The following is an 18,993-nucleotide window of genomic DNA, read 5'->3' on the forward strand; positions in this document are numbered from 1 at the left end:
AGTGGATAGTGGTCTACCAGAGCGGATAACAGTTCATGCCCGAGGTCTTCCCGGTCTACGTGGCCTATGCCCCGGAGGACGAGGTGTGGGCGCAGCACCTCGCCGAGGCGCTGGAACGGGCCGGGCTGCGCACGTTCGTCCGCGCGTGGGACGTGGTGGCGGGCAACGTCACCGTGCACGCGATGGACGCCGCGATGCGCGGCAGCCGCGCCGCGGTCGTGGTCCTCGGCCGGTCCAGCACCGGCATCCGGGAATACCCCGGGCTGACCGAACAGGCCGACCTCGGCGCCCTGCAGCTGGTGCCGGTGCTGCTCGAGGGCGCGGTCGTGCCGGCCTCACTGAGCGGACGTGAACGGGTCGACTTCTCCCGGGCCGACAGCCCGGCCGCGTTCGACGCCCGGGTCATGGCGCTGGTCGGCGCGCTGCGCGGCGAGCCGATCGCGCGCCGCAGCTTCGCCGCGCTCGATTTCGAACGCCGGTCCGAGGGCCCGGTGACCGCCCGCCTGCGCATCGGCCCCGCCGAGTCGGTCCTCGTGCTGCCGGCCGGCACCGAGATCGCGGTGCGGCACGGCGGGCTGGGCGCGGGTCTCGATCAGCAGATCTGGGCGGCCGGCCGGCGCCGGGTGGTGCCCGGGCCGGGCGCGGACGCGGCGGTGCGGCGACTCGGCGAGGAGCTCGGCCGCCGGTTCCTGTCCGGGCCGGTGGCGACGGCGCTGACCAGCCTGGTGACGGACGCCGACCGGCGCAATCGGGGCCTGCGCCTGGCGATCGAGACCGCGCCGGGGTCGCCCCAGCTGGCCGACGTGCCGTGGGAATGCCTTCGGCTGCCCGGCTTGCCGGCGCCGCTCGCGCTGCACCCCCGCGTCCGGGTCTTCCGGGGCGCTGAGCTCGGTCCGACCGCCCAGCCGGACATTCCGGGGCCGCTCCGCATCCTGGCGGTGGTGGCCGCACCGGACCACAACGGCCAGCAACTGCTGGACTACGAACACGAGCTGAGCCTGATCCTCGAGCGGGTCGACCCGGCCTTCCGGGGGCGGGCCCACGTTCGGGTCCTGAACTGGGGGTCGGTCGGCGCCATCCGGGAGGCGCTGATCGAGGAGCGCTTCCACGTGCTGCACGTGTCCTGCCACGCCGCACCGGGTGTGCTGGTGCTGGAGACGCCCGACGGTGAACCGGACCGGGTCGACGCGGCCCGGTTCGCCGCCGAACTGATCCTGCCCGACCGCACGGTGCCGCTGGTGGTGCTGGCCGGCTGCTCCACCGCGTTGTCCACCACCGACCCGACGCACCGGGAACTGCCGGGGTTCGCGCAGACGCTGCTCGAGCACGGCGTGCCGACCGTCCTGGCCATGACGGCTCCGGTGACCGATATCTACGCGACCGAGCTGCTCTCCCTGGTGTACGGCGAGATGGCGCGCGTCGGCGACCCGCCGGACCCGCTCCATGTCCTCTCCGACGCGCGCCGCACGATCGAGTCCGCCCGGCCCACCCGCCCGGCCCGCGACCCGCTGGCCCAGCTGCCGGAATGGCCGATCGCCGCGTTCTTCGCCCGGGTACGCGACACGGCCCTGTTCGACCCGCGGACGCCGGGCGCCCGCCGTCCGGACCGGGCACCGCCGATCCGCCTCGCCGGCGGGATAGTCGATCTCGACAGCGGCGAGTTCGTGGGCCGGCGGGCCGACCTGAGACGACTTCTGCGGCTGCTGCGCGGCCCCCGCGCCCCGGGGCGAGGCGTCCTGTTGCACGGCATCGGGGGCGTCGGGAAGAGCAGCCTGGCCGTGCAGCTGGTCCGCATGCTGGCCACGCCGGACACGATCGTGGTGACCAGGCACGGCCCCGGCACGGCCGACGAGATCATGGCGTCGATCGCCGACGCGCTCCGGCCGGGCCGGCTGCGGGGCACCGCGCTGGGCGCCGACGAGGCCCGCTCGCTGCGCGGGCAGTTGAAGGACGCGCAGGACGACTGGTCCGAGCGCCTGGAGCTGCTGGAAGATCACGTTCTGGCCGCCGGGCTCGACGTCGTCCTGCTGCTCGACGACCCGCTCGGCGACCCGCTGCGGCACGAGAGCGGGACGACCGCCGACGGGCTCGATCCCGAGGTGCGTCGGTTCCTGGAGGCCTGGCTGCGGATACCGCGGGGCACCCGCCTGGTGGCGACCGCGCGGTGGGCCGACGCGCTCGGGCCCCCGCCGTCCGGGCTCCACACCCATCATCTGGGCCCGCTGTCGCAGGCCGAGGCGGCCAAGCTCTACTGGCGCCTGCCGGGGGTGTACGCGCTCAGCGACGCCGACCGGGACCGTGCCTACCGTGACCTCGGCGGTCACCCGCGGGCCCTGGAATATCTCGACGCGCTTCTGCAGGCCGGCCGGGAGCGGGACGCGACGGTCACCGGAGCCCGCGGCGGCGACCGTCCGTTCGCCGCGATCGCCGACCGGATGGAGACGGTGCTGCACCGACGTGGTGTGGACGATCCCGCCGGCTGGATGCGGGCGGCCGGCCGCGACGTGGACGTGGCGATCGCCGAGACGGTGACCGCCGCCGCCGCGGACGCCCTGCTGACCGGCATCCTGAACCGTCTGGCGGAGTGCCATCCAGAGGCACATCGCCTGCTCCTCGCGGCCTCGGTGCATCGCCGCCCGGTGCCCGAGCCCGGCCTCGTCTGGGTGGTCAGCGAGCGTACGGAGCCCGATCGCGACCGTACCGCCCGGGTTCGCCGGGCCTACCGGTCGCTTCTGAAGTCGCGCCGGGCCGACGCCGCCCCGACCCTTGCCGACCTGGAGCTCTCCGGTTCCGAGTCGGCCGAACTGCGCGCCGACATGGCGGTGCTCGCCCGGCCGCCCGACGTACCGTGGCTCGCCGGGGCCCGGGCCGAGCTGGAACGACTCGGCCTGCTCACCCCGACCGTCGACGGCTGCTGGATGGTCCATCGCTGGACCGCGTCGGCACTGGCCGAGACCGACTCGCCGGAGCTCCGGCGGGCCCACCGGCGAGCCGCGGCCTACGGGCGATGGTGGGCCGACCTGCACGCCGCCGACCCGGACTACGACCACGCCGATCTGGAGGAGGCGCGCTACCACAGCGCCGCGGCCGGTGACCTCGACCAGGCGGTCGCCGTCGCCGCCGAGTTGTGCACCGTCCTGCACGGGCGCAGCGCCCTCTATCAGGAGCGTCTGGTCTGCCTCGAAACGATCGAGCTGATCGGCGACGACCACCTGCAGACCTGGTTCTTCCGGCACCAGCTGGGCGTCCTCGACATGTGGCAGGGCCGGTACGCGGACGCCGAGCGGCACCAACGGCGCTGCCTGGAACTGGCGGTCGCCCGCGCCGACCCGCTCGACGAGGCGGTGAGCCTGCGCGAGCTGGGGGCGATCGCTCAGCTGCGGGGCGACGCCGACACCGCACGGAGCCTCTACCGCGAGGCCATCGGGCGGTGCCAGGATCGGCGGATCCGGGAGGAGCCCGCCGCCCTCACCGTGCTGGCCGCCTCCTATCAGCAGCTCGGCGGCCTGGATCTGGCCCGGGAGAACAGCGAGGCCTGGCGGTGGAGCAAGGGCGCGCTCAACATCGCCGACGAGCTGGCCGAGTCGGCCGGCCCGGCGGCCACCGAACGGGACCTGGCGCGGCTCGCCCGGGCGCTGGGTCACGAGGCCCGGGCCGACCAGCACGGCCTGCGGGCCAGCGAGTACGCCGCGGCCGGTGAGGACGCCCACCGGCTGGTCGCCACGTCGGCGCTGCAGACCGGCGCCGTCCGCCTGCTGCACGGCGCGCCCGCGCTGGCCGCCGACGAACTGTGGCAGGCGCTGGATGCCGCCGCCGGACTCGGCGACCACCAGCTGTACGCGCAGTGTCTGCAGTTGCTGGGCGATGTCCTCTTCGAGACCGGACAGTTCGCGGCGGCGGCCGGCATCTACCGCAAGTTCGCCGAGCTCGCCGACGAGTTGGGCGACCCGGTGCGGCAGGCGATCGCGGAGCAGCAGCTGGGCCGGGTCGCGATCGAGCACGACCCGGCCGACCGGGCCGGACTGGCGGAGGGACACTTCGCCGAGGCCGCGGCGATCGCCGAGCGGCTCGACAACCGGTCACTGGTCGCGGCCTCGGGACTGTTCCGGGGCGAGGCGGCGCGACGGCGGGGGGACGCGGCGACCGCCCGGCGGTGGTTGCTCGATGCGCTCATGGTGGCCGACACCGCCGGGGCCCCGGCGGTGTGGATCGCCGGCGCGATCGAGCTCGGCAGCCTGGAAGCGCGCGACGGCCGGCACGAAGCGGCGGAGGAGTGGTTCGAGCAGGCACTGCGCCGCGCCGAGCGGGCGGGCAACCAGCGGGCGATGATCTCCTGCTGGACGGCTCTCGGCCTGCTCGCCCGGCAGCACGGGCAGGACGGGACCGCCGCCGAGCGGCTGATCGAGGCTCTCGCCGTCGCCGAGGGCGGAGACCACCGGCGGGCGGCCGCGAACTGCCGGCTGCACCTGGCCCGGATCGCCGACGACCAGGGACGCCGCGCCGAGGCCGAGACCTGGTACACGAAGGCGCTGGGGCCGCTCGACGAGGAGACCGACGTCGACCTGATCGCGGAGGCGTGCCGTCGGCGGGGCCGGCTGCGACTGGATCACCAGGACTGGACCGGGGCGGTCCCGGACCTGCGGCGTGCCCTGGCGATCTACCGGGACCACGACGTGCCCGACAGCGCCGCCTGGTGTCTGCTCCTGCTGTGCCGGGCGCACCGGATGACCGGGGCGGACGACGAGGCGGCCTCGGCGGCGCTGAAGGCCGGCGTGCTGGCCGAGGACCTCGCTCCGTCGGCCCTGCGGGTCATCGGTCTGCTCGCCGCGGGTGAGGAACGGCTCGAGGCCGGCGATCCCGGGGGCGCCCTGGAGTGGTTCGCGGCCGCGCTGCGGTCGGCGCAGGAGGTCGAGGCCCTGGTCGCCGACTGCCGGCGGGCTCTGGCCCGGGCCGCCCTGGCCGCCGGTGACCAGGCCGGTGCGGCCACGCATCAGCAGCAGGCGGTCGACATCAGCCGCGCTCTGCGGGACGAGATCGCCGTGATGCACGACGAGCGCGCGTTGGCCCGGATCCACCTCGCGGCCGGCCGGCGCACCGAGGCGGTGCAGTGCCTGAGGCGGTCGTCGCAGAGCGCGGCCGAGCTCAACGACGTCGCCGCGGCGGTGGCGTGCCGGGCCCTGCTGGCCGGGGGCCGGCTCAGCCCGGACAGCGATCCGGCGGTGTCGACGGTGGAGTCGCGCTGGCGGGACCTGCTGTGGCTGCGCCGAACCCGCTGGCTCGCCGGGGAGCAGCCGTTCAGCGCGGGCATGCCGGCCTATCTCGGGCCGTCGGTCGATCAGGTGCTGCGCGAGATGCGCTCCCGGCACTCGGCCGTCGCCGGCGTTCCGCTGGTCGTCCGCCCGCACCGGGTGCGCCGGGCCGCGCCCGGCCCCTGACCACCGGCCGGCCGGTGGTCGGAAGGAGCGGTCAGGACAGCCGGGTGATCGCCTCCCGGGCCTGGCGGACGCGCTTGGCGTCCAGGCCGCCGATCTGGACCTCGATGTGCACCTTCTGGCCGGTGACCAGCTCGATCGCGTCCACTTTGAGCACGCCGGTCTCGTTCATGGCGAACGTGATGTCGATCGGCGAGCCTTTCGGCAACGGCGGCAACCGGGAGATCTCGCCGTCGCCGATCCTCAGGTTGTCCTCCGGCAGATGCGAGACGTCGGTGCCGGCCTGCTCCCAGATGTCGATCGTGATCGACGTCTGGTCCTTGAACGCGGTCACGAATCGCTCGGTTACCGGCTTGGACGGCAACGGCGTGTTCGCGAACAGCAGATGCCGGACCTCGATCTTGCCTTCTTCGGGTTCGGTTCCGCGGGCCACGATTCCGGTGCCGAATGCTCGCGGCACCACGATCGTCACCTTCTTGGCCGACGCCGTTCTGATCAGATCCGAGGAAACGCCGAGATCACCGGCGATCTTCCGGATCGCGCTGTCGTCACCCGTGTCGGCCAGCCGTACGCGAACCGTCTCCTGAAGCGCGAACATGGCCGCGCCCTTGGCGACCGCCAATTGCGGATCATGCAGTTGGGGCTCGAATCCGAAATGCTGCCGCAGCGCCTGGGCGACCGCCGGCATCAGGGTAGATCCGCCGACCAGCAGGACCGTGTCCGGAGGGCGGCAGCCCAGCTCCTGCGCCGTCCGGAGCGTCCGGCGGGTGATCTCCACCGTGCGGTCGAGCAGATCGGCGGTGAGCTCCTCGAAGGTCGACCGGGTCATCTCGACCAGGGCCCGCAGACCCTCGAACTGGATCGGCTGGCGTTTGGTCATCCGCACCGAGAGCGCCTTCTTGAGATCCTCCGCGATCAGCCCCAGGCTCTGGAGAAACGCCTCGCTCGCGCCGGCGCCCGCGCCCGGGTGCTCGGCGACGAAGCAGTCGCGCAGGTGGCTGACGATCCGCTCGTCCCAGTCGGCGCCGCCCAGCTGGTGATCGCCGTCGGTGCACACCACCGTCACGTCGTCGCCGCTGAGCCGGATCACGGTGGTGTCGAAGGTCCCGCCGCCGAGGTCGTAGACGAGGATCGTGCGGTCGGCGGCGGCCGCGCCGTTGCCGAGCGCTCCATAGTGCAGGGCCGCCGCGACCGGCTCGGGCACGACGCTCACCACGTTCAGCCCGGCGATCTCGCCGGCGTCGGCGGTCGCCTTGCGCTCGCTGATCCCGAAGTACGCCGGGACGGTGATCACCACGTCGTCGACCGGGCCGCCGGTCGCCGCGACAGCGGACCGGGCCAGGTCGCGGACGATGAACGCCGAGACGCTCTCCGGCGTGTAGGTGATCCCGTCGAACTCCAGCTCGACCGGGTCGCGGCTGCCCATGTGCCGTTTGATGAGGGCCACCACGCGCTCGGCGTCGCTCTTGGCGGCGTCCTTGGCCTCGTCGCCGACCACCACATTGTGGGCCGACTCGAAATAGACCACCGACGGGGTGAGCTCCTCGCCCCGGCCATTGCGGACGACCACCGGCATGCCGTCGTCACCGACGTAGGAAATGCACGAATAGGTCGTTCCCAAATCTATTCCGAACGTGGCCATACGTCCCTCTTCCGATCGGATGACAGCCCGGAATCGAGAATAGGCGCCGCCGCCGGTGCGGGCTATCGGCCTCGTGGGCCAGGCATTCCGGCACCGCGCCTCCTATGCTGGCCGCATGCCGGCGGACGACGCCCCCGAGTACGACTTCTTCGTCAGCTTCACCCGATCGGATCAGCAATGGGCGGAATGGATCGCTGATCAGCTGGCCCGCCGGACCCGGCCGGACGGCAGCCCGTGCCGGTTGTTGTTCCAGAGCTGGGACTTCGTGCCCGGAGTCAACTGGATCTCGATGACCCACCAAGGCGTGCAGCAGTCGGCCCGGGTCGTACCGGTGCTGTCGCCGGCCTACGTTCAGGACAGCCCGTACGGTGCCGCCGAATGGCAGGCGGTGTGGCGCACCGATCCGAACGGCGTCCGGCGCAGCGTGATTCCGATCCGGGTCGAGGCGTGCGACCCCGCCGGTCTTCTCGGCGCGGTCATCTACATCGATCTGGTCGGCCGCGACGAGCGGGACGCCGCCGAGGTGCTGCGCCGCGAGATGGACGCCGCGGTGGACGGCCGGCGACCCCGCACGGCGCCCCCACGGTTTCCGCACCCGCGAGCCGCCGGGCCCGCCGGCTCAGAAGCCTAGGCTGAGACCCGTTTGAAGGCTCGCCGGTGGGCCCACGCGACGATCGGCATGAGCAGGCCGATCAGCTCGGTGCCGTCGGGGGTCAGGGCGTAGCGGATCTGGACCGGGGTGCTCGGGATGACCGTTCGCTCGATCAGGCCCTGCGATTCCAGATCTTTGAGACGCTGGGCCAGGACCTTGTCGGAGATGCCGGTCACGGCGGCGCGGTATTCGGTGAACCGGCGGGCGCCGTGCAGCGCCGCGTTCAGGATGGCGGCGGCCCAGCGCTGGCCGACCAGGTCGGCGGCGTGCTGGACCGCGTTGCAGGTGCCGGCGGCCTCGGCCGGCGGAATCTCCAGGGACCTCACTTACCCCAGGTTAGCGACTTTCTCGCGGTTTGCGCCGGGGACCGTACGCCCGGAGAGTAGGCACCATGACCGACTACGGACACGATCTGCTCTTCGGCAGCTTCATCACCCCCGCGGCCGGGCAGGCCGAGGCCGTCGTGGCGCTCAGCCGGATCGCCGAGCGCGAGGGGCTCGACCTGGTCACCTACCAGGACCACCCCTACCAGGCCGGCTTCCTCGACACGTGGACGCTGATGTCCTACGTCGCGGCGGCCACCGAGACGATCCGGATCAGCGCCAACGTGATCAACCTGCCGCTGCGGCCGCCGGTGGTGCTCGCCCGCAGCGCCGCCAGCCTCGACCTGCTCAGCGGCGGCCGGGTCGAGCTCGGGCTGGGCGCCGGCGCGTTCTGGGACGCGATCGCCGCGGTCGGCGGGCCGCGGCGCACCCCGGCCGAGTCGGTCGAGGCGCTCGACGAGGCGATCACGATCATCCGCGAGGTGTGGGACGACTCCAAGCGCGGCGGAGTGCGGGTCGACGGCAAGCACTACCGGGTGGCCGGGGCGAAGCGGGGACCGGCGCCGGCACACGACATCGGGATCTGGCTCGGCGCGTACAAGCCGCGGATGCTCCGCCTGGTCGGCCGGGCCGCCGACGGGTGGCTGCCCAGCCTCTACGGGCTCAAGGGCGGCCTCGCCGAACTGGACGCCGACAACAAGATCATCGACGAGGCGGCGGAGGAGGCCGGACGGGCGCCGGGCGAGGTGCGGCGGCTGCTCAACATCGGGCCGGACCACACCGAACCCGAGGAACTGGCCCGGTTCGCCCTCGAACACGGGATCTCGACGTTCATCCTGGCGGCCGACGACTCGGCGGCCATCCAGCGGTTCGGGTCGGAGATCGCCCCGGCGGTGCGGGAGATGGTGCGCCGGGGGCGCTCGGGGACGCGTACCGAAAAAGCGGAGGCTCCCTCGGAGCCGGCCCCCCGCCCGGTTGTGCAACCGACCCCGAAAACCCGGGCGAGCAAGCGGTGGGACGAGGAGGCGAGGCCGGTCGCGCCGCCGGCGCCGGCCGGTTTCCGGTACGCCCCACACGGCCGCGAAATCGGCCAGCACCTGATCGACGTGCACGGCATGCTCCGCGACGAGCTGCAGCGCATCCACGACGTGATCGCGCAGGTGAAGAGCGGTGCGCTGTCGGTGGCGGGCGCGCGGTCGGCGCTCAACGAGACCGCGCTGCGGCAGAACAACTGGGAGCTGAGCGCGTTCTGCGCCACCTACTGCACCCGCATCACCCAGCACCACGGCCTGGAGGACGCGCAGATCTTCCCGCATCTGCGGCGCTCCGACCCCGACCTGGTCCCGGTCATCGACCGCCTCCAGGAGGAGCACGTGGTCATCCACGAGGTGATCGAGGGCGTCGACCGGGCCCTGGTCGACCTGGTCCGCACCGACGGCGACTTCACCGCCCTGCAGAAGGCGATGGACGAGCTGAGCGACGCGCTGCTGTCCCACCTGTCCTACGAGGAGGAGCAGCTGGTCGAGCCCTTGGCCCGCTTCGGCTTCTACCCCGGCCAGGTGTAGGCCCTATTTGACGCGGCGGTGGCTGCGGGCGAGCATCGCGTCATAGTCGTGGTGCTCGTCCAGCCATCCGCTGAGGAACGGGCAGATCGGCACGACCGTGCGGCCCTTGCTCCGGGCGTCGTCCATGACGGCCCGGGCGAGCGCCGACCCGACACCGTGGTGCTCGAATTCCGGCTCCACCCCGGTGTGCGTGTAGGCGATGATCGGCCCGGTCAGCTGATAGGTCAGCACCCCGGCCAGCGTCCCGTCCTGCGTCCGCGCCTCGAACCGCTCCCGCTCCGGCACGTCGACAACCGTGATCTCCACCCGTCCATTGTTCACCTCCCGCCGCCACCCGGCCCATCTCGGGCCGGCGCCGACCTGGCTGCCGGGCACGGCGCCCCCTGGTGCTGCGATCGGGCGGGCCCTGGTCGGCGATCCGCGGGTGCTGATCCTCGACGAGCCGAGCCCCGACCTGGCCCGCGGGCCGTGACGGCGATCTTCCGGACGTTGCGGATCCGCACGCCTCGGGCGGGGCGATCCTCCTCATCGAGCAGAACGCGATGGCCGCCGACCCCGACCTGATCAGCCACTACGTCGGCCGCCCCCCGGAATGATGTCTGACCCCCGGCATAGGGTCGTTGGGTGCTCGTGCGGATTATCGGAACAGACCTGCCGGGGCGCGGCCCGGGCCCGGCGGCCGGCCGGCTGCGCCTCGGCAACGTCCACGTCGGGGTGCAGAAGAAGGCCGAGGTCGTTTCGCGGGTGCCGGCGTCCGAGCCGGAGGCGCGGTGGGAGTTCGAGGTCACCAGCCGCGAGGTCGACGGGCTGCTCGACGTGGGCGGGCCCTGGGTGCACGGGCGGCCCGGAGCCCGGTTCCTCTACCTGAGCTGGGGTGCGGTCGACGGATCGTCGTTCGCGATGTTCCGGCGGGCCAAGCTGATGTTCGGTGACATCCCGACCGAGTTGTTGCGCCGGGCCCACGAGGGGGCGGGGGTGCTGGTGGCCGAGCTCGGCCTCACCGACCGGGAGGGCGGGCCGGTCTGCGCCCGCGTGCGGCCGCCCGACATCACGTGGACCCTGCGGTGACTCCGCGGCCGGGCGCGTCGTCGGCCCGCTCCGATCCAGTGGAGCCCGCGGTCGGGCCGGTTGTGGCCGGTCCGGCGCGGACTCAGTCGGGTGCGGCCGTTTTGTCGGCAGAGGGGCGGCCGGTCGGGGCGGGAGCACCTCGGGGCGGCCCGGGCACCGCGGAGTCGGCTTCGGGTGATGAGGTGGTTGCGGCCGGATCGGGCCGGGGTGAGCTGGTGCGGGCGGGCACGCGGGTGCTGCACGGGTTCGTCGGGCGTGACGGGGCGATCAACCTGTGGGCCGAGACCGACGTCAGCAGCGGTGCCAAGAGTCCGGCTCACCCGTTCGCGGTCGAGGCCTCGCGGCTGCCGGTGGGCGACGCCCGGCCGCCGGCCACCGTCGTGCTGCCCTCGACCGGCGCCGGGCCGATGCCGTCGCCGCTGCTCGGGCTGCCACCGCGGCGGGGCCGGCCGAGGCTGCGGGCGTGGGAGGTTCCGGCGGTCACCGTGCCCTTCGTCGACGAGGAGCTGGCCGACGAGTTCGACGGGCGGGTCGCGCCCTCGCTGGGGTGGCTGATCGAGCTCTGCGGGTTCGCGGCCGACCTGGTGCGGCGCGGACGGGTGCTGCCCTCGGTGCGTCCGGCCGTGGCGGGGCGAGCGGGCCGTCCGGAGACCGGCGCCTGGCCCGCCGGGCGGTCGGAGGCGCGGTGGCGGCCGGTGATCACCGGGCTCGACGCGGCCCACCACGGCGAGCTGCTCCGGCGCCTGCCCGCCGCGGTACGGGCCGAGCGGGCGCGGCCCGGTGACGTGGCGCTGCTGCCGGCGGAAGACGTTCTCCACGTGGCATTGGAGCGGCTCGTCGACACGCTCGTGCGGATGCGGCTGACCGAGGCCGGGGTCGACATCGGGGACGGATGGCTGGCCGCGCTGACCGGCGAGCCCGGCTTCGCGGCCGCCCCGGGCCTGGTCGACGAGCTCACGACGCGGCTGGACGCCTGGCACGGTGACGCGGTCAGCGGGGCGGCGGTGCGGCTCTGCTTCCGGCTCAGCCACGTCGACGACCAGGACGACGAACTGCCCGATGCCACCGACCCCGCCCCGGCGGCGATCGCGCCCCGCGACACCTGGCTGCTGGAATTCCTGCTGCAGGCGGTCGACGAGCCGAGTGCGCTGGTCACCGCGGCCGACATCTGGCAGGACCAGTACGCGCCACTGCGCCGCTGGACCCGGCATCCCCAGGAACGGCTGCTCGGCGGGCTCGGACGGGCCGCCCGCCTCTACCCCGACCTCGACGCGGCGCTGCACGTGCCCCGGCCGGTCGACATGGTGCTCGACACCGAAGAGGCGCACCGGTTCCTCGGGCAGGCGGCGGCCCTCGAGGAGGCGGGCTACGGCGTGCTGCTTCCCCGCTGGTGGCGGGAGCGGCGAGGGCTCGGGCTGTCGTTCGAGGTGCGCACGCGCGACCCGATCACGCCGGTGCTGCGTGACCAGACGGCCGACCTGCGATCGCTCGTCGACTACCGCTGGGGGCTCGCCCTGGGCGGCGACCCGCTCACCGAGACCGAGCTGAAAGACCTGGCCAAGGCCAAGGTGCCGCTGGTCCGGCTGCGCGGCCGCTGGGTCTACCTCGACGAGCGGCACCTCGAGGCCGGCCTGCGGTTCCTCGGGCGGGGCGGCGGGTCGATGACGGCCGGCGAGGCACTGCGCACGGTCCGGCTGCTGCCGCCCGAGAGCCTGCCGCTGCCGGTGACCGCGTCGGGCGGTGAGGGCTGGGTCGCCGACCTGCTGACCGGTGAGCTGGAGCAGCGGCTGGAGCTGCTCGATCAACCCGAGGGCCTGGTCGGTGAGCTACGCCCGTACCAGAAAAGGGGCTTTTCGTGGTTGACCTTTCTTGACGGTCTCGGGGTGGGTGCCTGTCTCGCCGACGACATGGGGCTGGGAAAGACGGTGCAACTGCTGGCCCTGCTGCTGCACCGGCGGGCCGGCCCGACGCTGCTGATCTGCCCGCTGTCGGTGCTCGGCAACTGGCAGCGGGAGGCGGCCCGCTTCGCGCCTTCGCTGAACGTCACCGTGCTGCACGGCTCCAACCGGCCGGCTCCGGCATCCCTGGCCGGCGCCGACGTCGTCCTCACCACCTATGCGACCGCGACCCTCGACGCCGAGGAACTGGCCGCGGTGAGCTGGGACCGGGTCGTGCTCGACGAGGCCCAGCACGTCAAGAACGCGGCCTCGGCGGCGGCCAGGGCCGTCCGGCGCCTTCCGGCCCGCAGTCGCATCGCCTTGACGGGTACGCCGGTGGAGAACCGCCTGGCCGAACTGTGGTCGATCATGGACTTCCTGAATCCGGGCGTCCTCGCCAACGCCCACACGTTCCGCGCGCGCTTCGCGGTGCCGGTCGAGCGCTACGCCGACGAGGACGCGGCCGCCCGCCTGCGCCAGGCGACCCGGCCGTTCCTGCTCCGGCGGGTCAAATCCGACCCGGCCGTGATCACCGACCTGCCCGAGAAACGCCTCGTCAGACAACTGTGCGGGCTGACCGTCGAGCAGGCCAGCCTCTATCGCGCGGTGCTCGACGAGATGACGACCCGGCTCGGCGAGGCGCACGACAAGTGGAACAAGGGCATCGTGCTGGCCGCGATGACCAAGCTGAAACAGGCGTGCGTGCACCCGGCGCTCCTGCTCGGCGACGGGTCCCCGCTGCCCGGCCGCTCGGGCAAGCTCGAACGGCTGGAGGAGATCGTCGACGGCGCGCTCGCGGCGGGTGAGAGCGTGCTGTGCTTCACCCAGTTCGCGCGGTTCGGCACGATGCTCACCCCCCATCTGGCCGGGCGGTTCGGGGTGCCGGTGCGCTACCTGCACGGCGGCACGCCGCGGGCGGAACGGGACCGTCTCGTCGCCGAATTTCAGGCTTCCGCAACGCCCGGCATCTTCGTGCTGTCGCTGAAGGCCGGGGGCACCGGGCTCAACCTGACCGCGGCCAACCACGTGGTCCACATCGACCGCTGGTGGAACCCGGCCACCGAGGCCCAGGCGACCGACCGCGCCTACCGCATCGGACAACGTCGCGACGTGCAGGTGCACACGCTGGTCTGCCTCGGCACACTGGAGGAACGCATCGACCGGCTCCTGCTCGACAAGGGTGTGCTCGCCGAGCGGGTGGTCGGCAACGGCGAGGGCTGGCTGACCACGCTCTCCACCACCGAACTGCGCGACCTGCTCGTACTGGAACCGGAGGCGATCGGTGACTGACGGTCTCGCCCTGGCCTTCCTGGGCACCTTCGAGTCGCTGCGGATGGGGCCGACGTTCGCCCGCGGCCGCCGCGACGAACGGGCCGGGCACGTCCGCAACCTGATGATCTCGGGCAGCCTGGTCGTCGCGCAGGTGCGCGGCCCCGACGACCCGGCGGCGTTCCGGGCCCGGATCGCGGTCCGCGCGTTCGGGGCGTCGGAGTGGGCGCGAGCCGAGCAGGACCTGGCCGGGCAGGCACGCTTCGCGGCCGACCTGCTCGCCGGGCGGATGCCCCCGGGGATCGGCGAGATCTTCGCGGAGGCCGGGTTGAGCCTGGTGCCGCTCTCCCTCGACGAGGTGGCGATGGACTGCACGTGCGAGCGGTGGCCGATGCCGTGCGTGCATCTGGCGGCGGCGTGTTACGCGCTGGCGCGGACGTTCGAGGAGGATCCGTTCGCGGTTTTCGCCTGGCGGGGGCGGACGCGGGACGAGCTGTTGATGCATCTGCGGGAGTTGCGTAGCGCGTCCGCGGTGGCGGCGATGGATGCCGTGGCGGACGGCGGCGTGGCTTCCGCGCCTCCTGCTGACCGGCCCGACGACCTGGACGTGGCCGCCTTCTGGGGACTGGGCGGGCCACCGGCGCTGGTGCCGACCGGAGCGCGCCCGGGAGCCGTCACCCGGCCCGACGCGCTGCTCGACCAGCTCGACCCGCCGCCCCTGGCCCACGACGGCCGCCCGATAGTCGATCTGCTTCGCCCGGCCTACCGAGCCCTCCCCGAAAGGTAGCGGAGTCTGTTTTTCCACGATCGTGTTACACGATGAGGTACTCGCCAGTCACCTAACGTGAATATGTTGTTCTTCTCGAGGCATAACGCTTTGCTGAGAGAAGGTATGACATGAACCGAATTGCCCGGATGCTTACGATTACCAGCCTTGGCGTGTTCGCCGGCATCACGATCGGTGCCGGCCCGGCGATGGCGGCCGCGAACACCGGACAGGGTGCGGTGAAGTCCTCGACCGCCGACGCGACGGCGAAGCCGGGAGACCGGGTGGCTGGCTACTACGACAGCCGCATCGAATGCCGCATCGCCGGCCGGATCGGCGACCGCCTGGGCCGCTGGGACGACTGGAACTGCTACCCGGCGCGCGGCGGCTGGCACGACGGCGACTGGGTCCTGGTCGTCGACTACAGCTGGCACGGCGGCGGATCCCCGTTCGACCACGACGGATTCCCGTTCAACAACGATCACCACCACCACGGCGGACCCTTCCACGACCAGCACCACGGAATGAAGGGCACCATCAAGGCCGGCGCCGGCAACAACGTCGGCATGCCGTCGGCCACGCCGAACACCAACTGATCCACAGCCGCCGGCCGCACACACCGGCGACCGCAAGTGCTCAACGGGCCGCACCCATCGAGGCGCGGCCCGTTCCGCGCGCTGGTCGCGCTCATTGGTTCTTCGGCTCGCGGTGCTCACGGTGCTCACGGCGCTGACGGCGCTCACGGTGCTCACGCGCTCGCCGTGCGGCAGCGGCCCGAGAGTCGGTCGTCAGCGGCCCGGAGCTGGTGTGCCCACTGCGCGATCCCGTTGCGCCGGTGCTCGATTGCCCGGCTTGTAACATCTGTTCCCTCTTCGGCCACTACGCGATCGCGCGAGGGCCGAGGCCTGGGAGCCGCTGCCCTCCGCGCGACGGCCAGGAAAGGCGGTCAGCGCCGGAGTCGCAGGCTGTTGGTGACCACGGGCATCAAGGACAGGGCCAATCGCGGCGCTGGAGATCAGCGGGTCGCGGGGCCGGCGCCGGCGATCGGCCGGGCGACGACCTTGTAGCCGAACGCCCCACACCAGTTTGATCCGGATCGTGCGCCGGGCCAGCGCGATCGCGGTCGGCGCCGCGTCCAGGTCGTCGCGGACCAGGATGATATCGGCCACACCGTCGGTGCCGGTCACCACGGCCAGGCCGCAGTCGGCCCGGACGAGGGCGGGCGCGCCGTCGATGCCGGCGCCGACCATCGCCACGACGCGGCCCTCGGCCGGGAAGTGCTCGATGGTGTCGGCCTTGCCGGCCGGCAACGCCTCATCGACCCCGACCGCATCGGCGGCGGCCCGGTCGTCGCTGGTGAGTAGGACGGTCCGCAGGCCCATCTCCCGCACCGCGCCGGCCGCCGATGGCCTGACCGTGTCGGTCAGCAGCAGCCCGCCACAGACCTCACCGTCGATCGACACCAGCACCACCGTGCCATCGCCTCTGCAAACGGCTCCGGCCCACTACTCACGCCGACCGGGCCGGGTGGGCCGACCAGGCCGGGTGGGCAGCCGTGAGAGGTGGGCCGATCGCGCCGGGTGGGCCGATCGCGCCGGGTGGGCCGATCGCGCCGGGTGGGCCCGCGGCGCCGGGCGGTTCCATCAGCCCTGGTGGGCTCCCCGAGAGATGGAGCCGCCCCCTGCCGGGTGAGTCCGCCGGGCTGGGTGGGTCCGCCGGGCTGGGTGGGTCCGCCGGGCTGGCTGGGTCCGCCGGGCTGGGTGGGTCCGCCGGGCTGAGCGAGTCGGCCGGGCTGGGTGGGTCCGCCGGGTTGAGTGGGTCGGCCGGGCTGGGTGGGTCCGCCGGGCTGAGCGAGCCGGCCGGGCTGGGTGAGCCGGCCGCGTGGCCGGCTGCCCGCTGGGCGCGGGCTTCGAGCAGGGGCCCGGCCGGGGCGAGTTCCAGCTTGCGCCCGCACTGCGGGCATGGCCGAAACGCCTGATCGCGCACACTGGGGAACTCCACCGGGCTGTCGAGGAACCACAGGTGGCTTTCGGTCGCCCAGTGGGCATGCCATGGTGGTGCATGTCTCCCTGGTGGATCAGCCCGATGACTCCGTTGTCGTGGTGGTCCGTGGCGACCTCGATGTCGACAGTGCGCCGGTGCTGACCACCGCGCTCGATCAGGTGCTGGCCGTCCCGTTACCGCGGGTGGTGGTCGACCTGTCGGGCATCGGGTTCTGCGATTCGATCGGGCTGAGCGCGTTCGTGGTCGGCCATCACCGGGCGGCCGCGCTCGGCGGGTGGGTGCGGCTGGCCGCGCCGAGTGAGTTTCTCGTCCGGCTGCTCGACAGGGTCGGGTTGACGCCGGCGGTGCCGGTCTACCGTGAGGTCGCCGATGCGCTGGTCGACCGGGGCGCGTACTAATCTTCCGGCGTGCTCATCCTGCTGCCGCCGTCCGAGGGCAAGACGCCCGCCGCCACCGGTGAACCGGTTGATCTGGCCGGCCTGTGGCTGCCCGGTCTGACCACCGCCCGCAAGCGGGTGCTCACCCGGCTGGTGGCGCTCTGCCGGCGAACCAGCGCCCGGTCGGTGGCCGAGTCGCTGCGGGCGCTCGGGCTGACCGACGGCCAGCGGTCCGAGATCGCCCGAAACGGTGGGCTGGGCGAGGCGCCGGCGGCGCCGGCTTCGGAGATCTACACCGGGGTTCTGTACGAGGCGTTGGACGCGTCCTCCCTTCCTCCGCCCGCGCGCGCGTGGCTCGACGAGACCGTGGTCGTGTTCACGGGGCTGTGGGGCGTCGTTCGGCTGGGCGACCGCATCCCGGCCTACCGGTGCGCGATCGGCTCGACGCTTCCGGCGCCGGTGGGCGGGCTCACCGCGTACTGGAAAAAGGCGCTGAAAGCGCACCTGGACCGCGCGGCCGGCAACCGGCCGGTTCTTGATCTTCGCTCGGGGTCCTACGCGGCGATGTGGACGCCGCCCGCCGCGACCTCGGCCGCCGTGCGGGTCCTGCACGAGCGCACCCTGAACGGCCGGACTCAGCGGTCGGTGGTCAGCCATTTCAACAAAGCGACCAAGGGGCGCATCGTCCGGGCGCTGGCCGAGGCCCGGGCGGCGCCCGCGACCGTCGATGAGATGATCACGGCCCTGCGGGATCTGAAACTGACCGTCGAAGAGCAGCCGGCGGTGACCGGACGGCCCCGGCAGCTCGACGTGGTGGTGACCGAGCTCTAGCCGAACCGCCGAGGGACCTCCTCGGCCGTCCGGATCGTCACGCGATCCGCTCTTCTCCGTCACTGATCGAGATGAGATCGTTTATCCCTCACGCACAGCGGCGGAGTTGCTTCAACCTGTTCGCCCCCTGTAAACACCTACTGTTCCTCCGCCAGGGAACATGTTTCCGCCAACCGGGGAGGGTCGGTTGTCCACGACCGGCAATGGCCGCCTGCCCATCCGCAAGCGCATCACCGGGCACCGCGCGGCCGCGCGCACCGCCGGCACCCGCCGGCGCGACGACGACGGTCTCCCGCCGCCCGACGAGGGTCGCCGGTGGAACGAGACGCTGTCGTCGGCCGCCGTGATCCTGGCCGGTGTGCTGGTGGTGGTCGGGTTCGGCTTCGTGGCCAGCCGGGCCATGAGCTCGCACAGCGAGGCGCCCAACATCCCGGTGCCCGAGGCGCCGGCGCTCGGCGAGGTCACGCTGCCCTCGTCGTCGGTCAGCCAGGGCCTGATCCCGCTGACCAGCCCGTCGCCGTCGCCGTCGGACTCCTCGCCGTCGCCCACGCCGACCACCAAGGCCCCGCCCGACCCGGGTGCGCTCACGGTCACCAGCGGCGCGGTGCCGGGCACGGTCGACCTGTCGGCCGAGGGCAGCCGCGACTGGGTGCACTGGGGTGAGCAGAGCACGTTCTCGCTGGAACGCGACAAGAAGGGTGGCTTCGCCATCCTCGAGGGCGCGCCGACCGCGCCCCGGTTCCGGCACGCGCTGAGCCCGCAGCAGTTCACGTGGACCGGCGGCGACCCGGTCGACCACACCGACGGCACCACGACCGGCATCCGCACCTGCGGCAAGGGCAACGGCTTCAGCATCTCCGCGCCGGCCGGTGACACCACCCGCACGCTGAAGCTCTACGTCGGCATCATCTCGGGCAAGGGCCGCCTGTCGGCCGAACTCACCACCGGCAGCGCGAGCGCGTCGACCACGCTGCAGCAGAAGGACGGCACCTTCCACACCGCCGTTTTCACGCTGCGCTACCGGGCACCCAAGGACGGCAAGATCACGCTGCGCTGGAACACCGACGACGCATTCGGGACGGGATGCGGCGGGGTGGCTCTGCAGGCCGCCACGCTGCGCTAGGACA

At 73.0% G+C, this 18,993-nt stretch carries 15 protein-coding genes; 11 read left to right on the top strand and 4 right to left on the bottom strand.

Going from position 1 to position 18,993, the window contains the following annotated elements; all coding sequences use genetic code 11:
* Nucleotides 1-35: 35 nt before the first annotated feature.
* Nucleotides 36-5,435, top strand: coding sequence for a tetratricopeptide repeat protein (locus tag AB0M88_RS06610; RefSeq protein ID WP_364096387.1), 5,400 nt, complete (start codon nucleotides 36-38; stop codon nucleotides 5,433-5,435).
* 31 nt (nucleotides 5,436-5,466) lie between these two features.
* Here the strand turns inward: AB0M88_RS06610 and AB0M88_RS06615 are convergent, their stop codons facing one another.
* The gene (locus AB0M88_RS06615; RefSeq protein WP_364096390.1) at nucleotides 5,467-7,074 is read right to left on the bottom strand and encodes an Hsp70 family protein; all 1,608 of its coding nucleotides are present in this window, start codon (nucleotides 7,072-7,074) and stop codon (nucleotides 5,467-5,469) included.
* Between the two features lie 115 nt (nucleotides 7,075-7,189).
* On the opposite strand from AB0M88_RS06615, the gene AB0M88_RS06620 reads away from it, so the two are divergent.
* Nucleotides 7,190-7,705, top strand: a complete 516-nt coding sequence (locus tag AB0M88_RS06620) for a toll/interleukin-1 receptor domain-containing protein (RefSeq protein ID WP_364096393.1) — start codon at nucleotides 7,190-7,192, stop codon at nucleotides 7,703-7,705.
* Here the strand turns inward: AB0M88_RS06620 and AB0M88_RS06625 are convergent.
* The gene (locus AB0M88_RS06625; protein ID WP_364096396.1) at nucleotides 7,702-8,052 is read right to left on the bottom strand and encodes a helix-turn-helix domain-containing protein; all 351 of its coding nucleotides are present in this window, start codon (nucleotides 8,050-8,052) and stop codon (nucleotides 7,702-7,704) included. The genes AB0M88_RS06620 and AB0M88_RS06625 overlap by 4 nt on opposite strands.
* Nucleotides 8,053-8,117: 65 nt before the next feature.
* Between AB0M88_RS06625 and AB0M88_RS06630 the strand changes: the two genes are divergently transcribed.
* The gene (locus AB0M88_RS06630; protein WP_364096399.1) at nucleotides 8,118-9,614 is read left to right on the top strand and encodes an LLM class flavin-dependent oxidoreductase; all 1,497 of its coding nucleotides are present in this window, start codon (nucleotides 8,118-8,120) and stop codon (nucleotides 9,612-9,614) included.
* Between the two features lie 3 nt (nucleotides 9,615-9,617).
* Here AB0M88_RS06630 and AB0M88_RS06635 read toward each other — a convergent pair whose 3' ends face one another.
* Nucleotides 9,618-9,920 carry a GNAT family N-acetyltransferase gene (locus tag AB0M88_RS06635; protein WP_364096401.1) on the bottom strand — a complete coding sequence of 101 codons (303 nt, stop codon included), beginning with the start codon at nucleotides 9,918-9,920 and terminating at the stop codon, nucleotides 9,618-9,620.
* Here AB0M88_RS06635 and AB0M88_RS06640 point away from each other — a divergent pair.
* The 5 genes from AB0M88_RS06640 to AB0M88_RS06660 all read left to right on the top strand — a co-directional run bounded on the left by AB0M88_RS06640 (nucleotide 9,910) and on the right by AB0M88_RS06660 (nucleotide 15,250).
* Nucleotides 9,910-10,086: a hypothetical protein gene (locus tag AB0M88_RS06640; protein ID WP_364096403.1), complete on the top strand. Its 177-nt coding sequence runs from the start codon at nucleotides 9,910-9,912 to the stop codon at nucleotides 10,084-10,086. The two genes, AB0M88_RS06635 and AB0M88_RS06640, sit on opposite strands and share 11 nt — an antisense overlap.
* 152 nt (nucleotides 10,087-10,238) lie before the next feature.
* Complete coding sequence (locus AB0M88_RS06645; RefSeq protein WP_364096406.1) at nucleotides 10,239-10,682, top strand: DUF5990 family protein; 444 nt, start codon at nucleotides 10,239-10,241, stop codon at nucleotides 10,680-10,682.
* A gap of 233 nt (nucleotides 10,683-10,915) precedes the next feature.
* Entirely contained in the window at nucleotides 10,916-13,909 is a 2,994-nt protein-coding gene (locus tag AB0M88_RS06650; protein ID WP_364096613.1) for a DEAD/DEAH box helicase, read from the top strand.
* Nucleotides 13,902-14,675 (top strand): hypothetical protein, encoded by a 774-nt coding sequence (locus AB0M88_RS06655; protein WP_364096409.1) that lies wholly within the window; start codon nucleotides 13,902-13,904, stop codon nucleotides 14,673-14,675. Before AB0M88_RS06650 ends, AB0M88_RS06655 begins: the two co-directional genes overlap by 8 nt.
* A 128-nt stretch (nucleotides 14,676-14,803) precedes the next feature.
* Nucleotides 14,804-15,250 carry a hypothetical protein gene (locus AB0M88_RS06660; RefSeq protein WP_364096412.1) on the top strand — a complete coding sequence of 149 codons (447 nt, stop codon included), beginning with the start codon at nucleotides 14,804-14,806 and terminating at the stop codon, nucleotides 15,248-15,250.
* A 192-nt stretch (nucleotides 15,251-15,442) separates the two neighbouring features.
* Here AB0M88_RS06660 and AB0M88_RS06665 read toward each other — a convergent pair whose 3' ends face one another.
* Nucleotides 15,443-16,117 (bottom strand): HAD family hydrolase, encoded by a 675-nt coding sequence (locus tag AB0M88_RS06665; protein ID WP_364096414.1) that lies wholly within the window; start codon nucleotides 16,115-16,117, stop codon nucleotides 15,443-15,445.
* A 609-nt stretch (nucleotides 16,118-16,726) separates the two neighbouring features.
* On the opposite strand from AB0M88_RS06665, the gene AB0M88_RS06670 reads away from it, so the two are divergent.
* From AB0M88_RS06670 to AB0M88_RS06680, 3 genes are all read left to right on the top strand, one after another.
* The gene (locus AB0M88_RS06670; protein ID WP_364096417.1) at nucleotides 16,727-17,056 is read left to right on the top strand and encodes an STAS domain-containing protein; all 330 of its coding nucleotides are present in this window, start codon (nucleotides 16,727-16,729) and stop codon (nucleotides 17,054-17,056) included.
* A 9-nt stretch (nucleotides 17,057-17,065) separates the two neighbouring features.
* Nucleotides 17,066-17,866, top strand: coding sequence for a peroxide stress protein YaaA (gene yaaA / locus AB0M88_RS06675; RefSeq protein ID WP_364096420.1), 801 nt, complete (start codon nucleotides 17,066-17,068; stop codon nucleotides 17,864-17,866).
* Between the two features lie 187 nt (nucleotides 17,867-18,053).
* Nucleotides 18,054-18,989 carry a hypothetical protein gene (locus tag AB0M88_RS06680; RefSeq protein WP_364096422.1) on the top strand — a complete coding sequence of 312 codons (936 nt, stop codon included), beginning with the start codon at nucleotides 18,054-18,056 and terminating at the stop codon, nucleotides 18,987-18,989.
* Nucleotides 18,990-18,993 lie beyond the last annotated feature (4 nt).

It is taken from the genome of Actinoplanes sp. NPDC051411 (assembly GCF_040682075.1).
Lineage (GTDB): Bacteria > Actinomycetota > Actinomycetes > Mycobacteriales > Micromonosporaceae > Actinoplanes.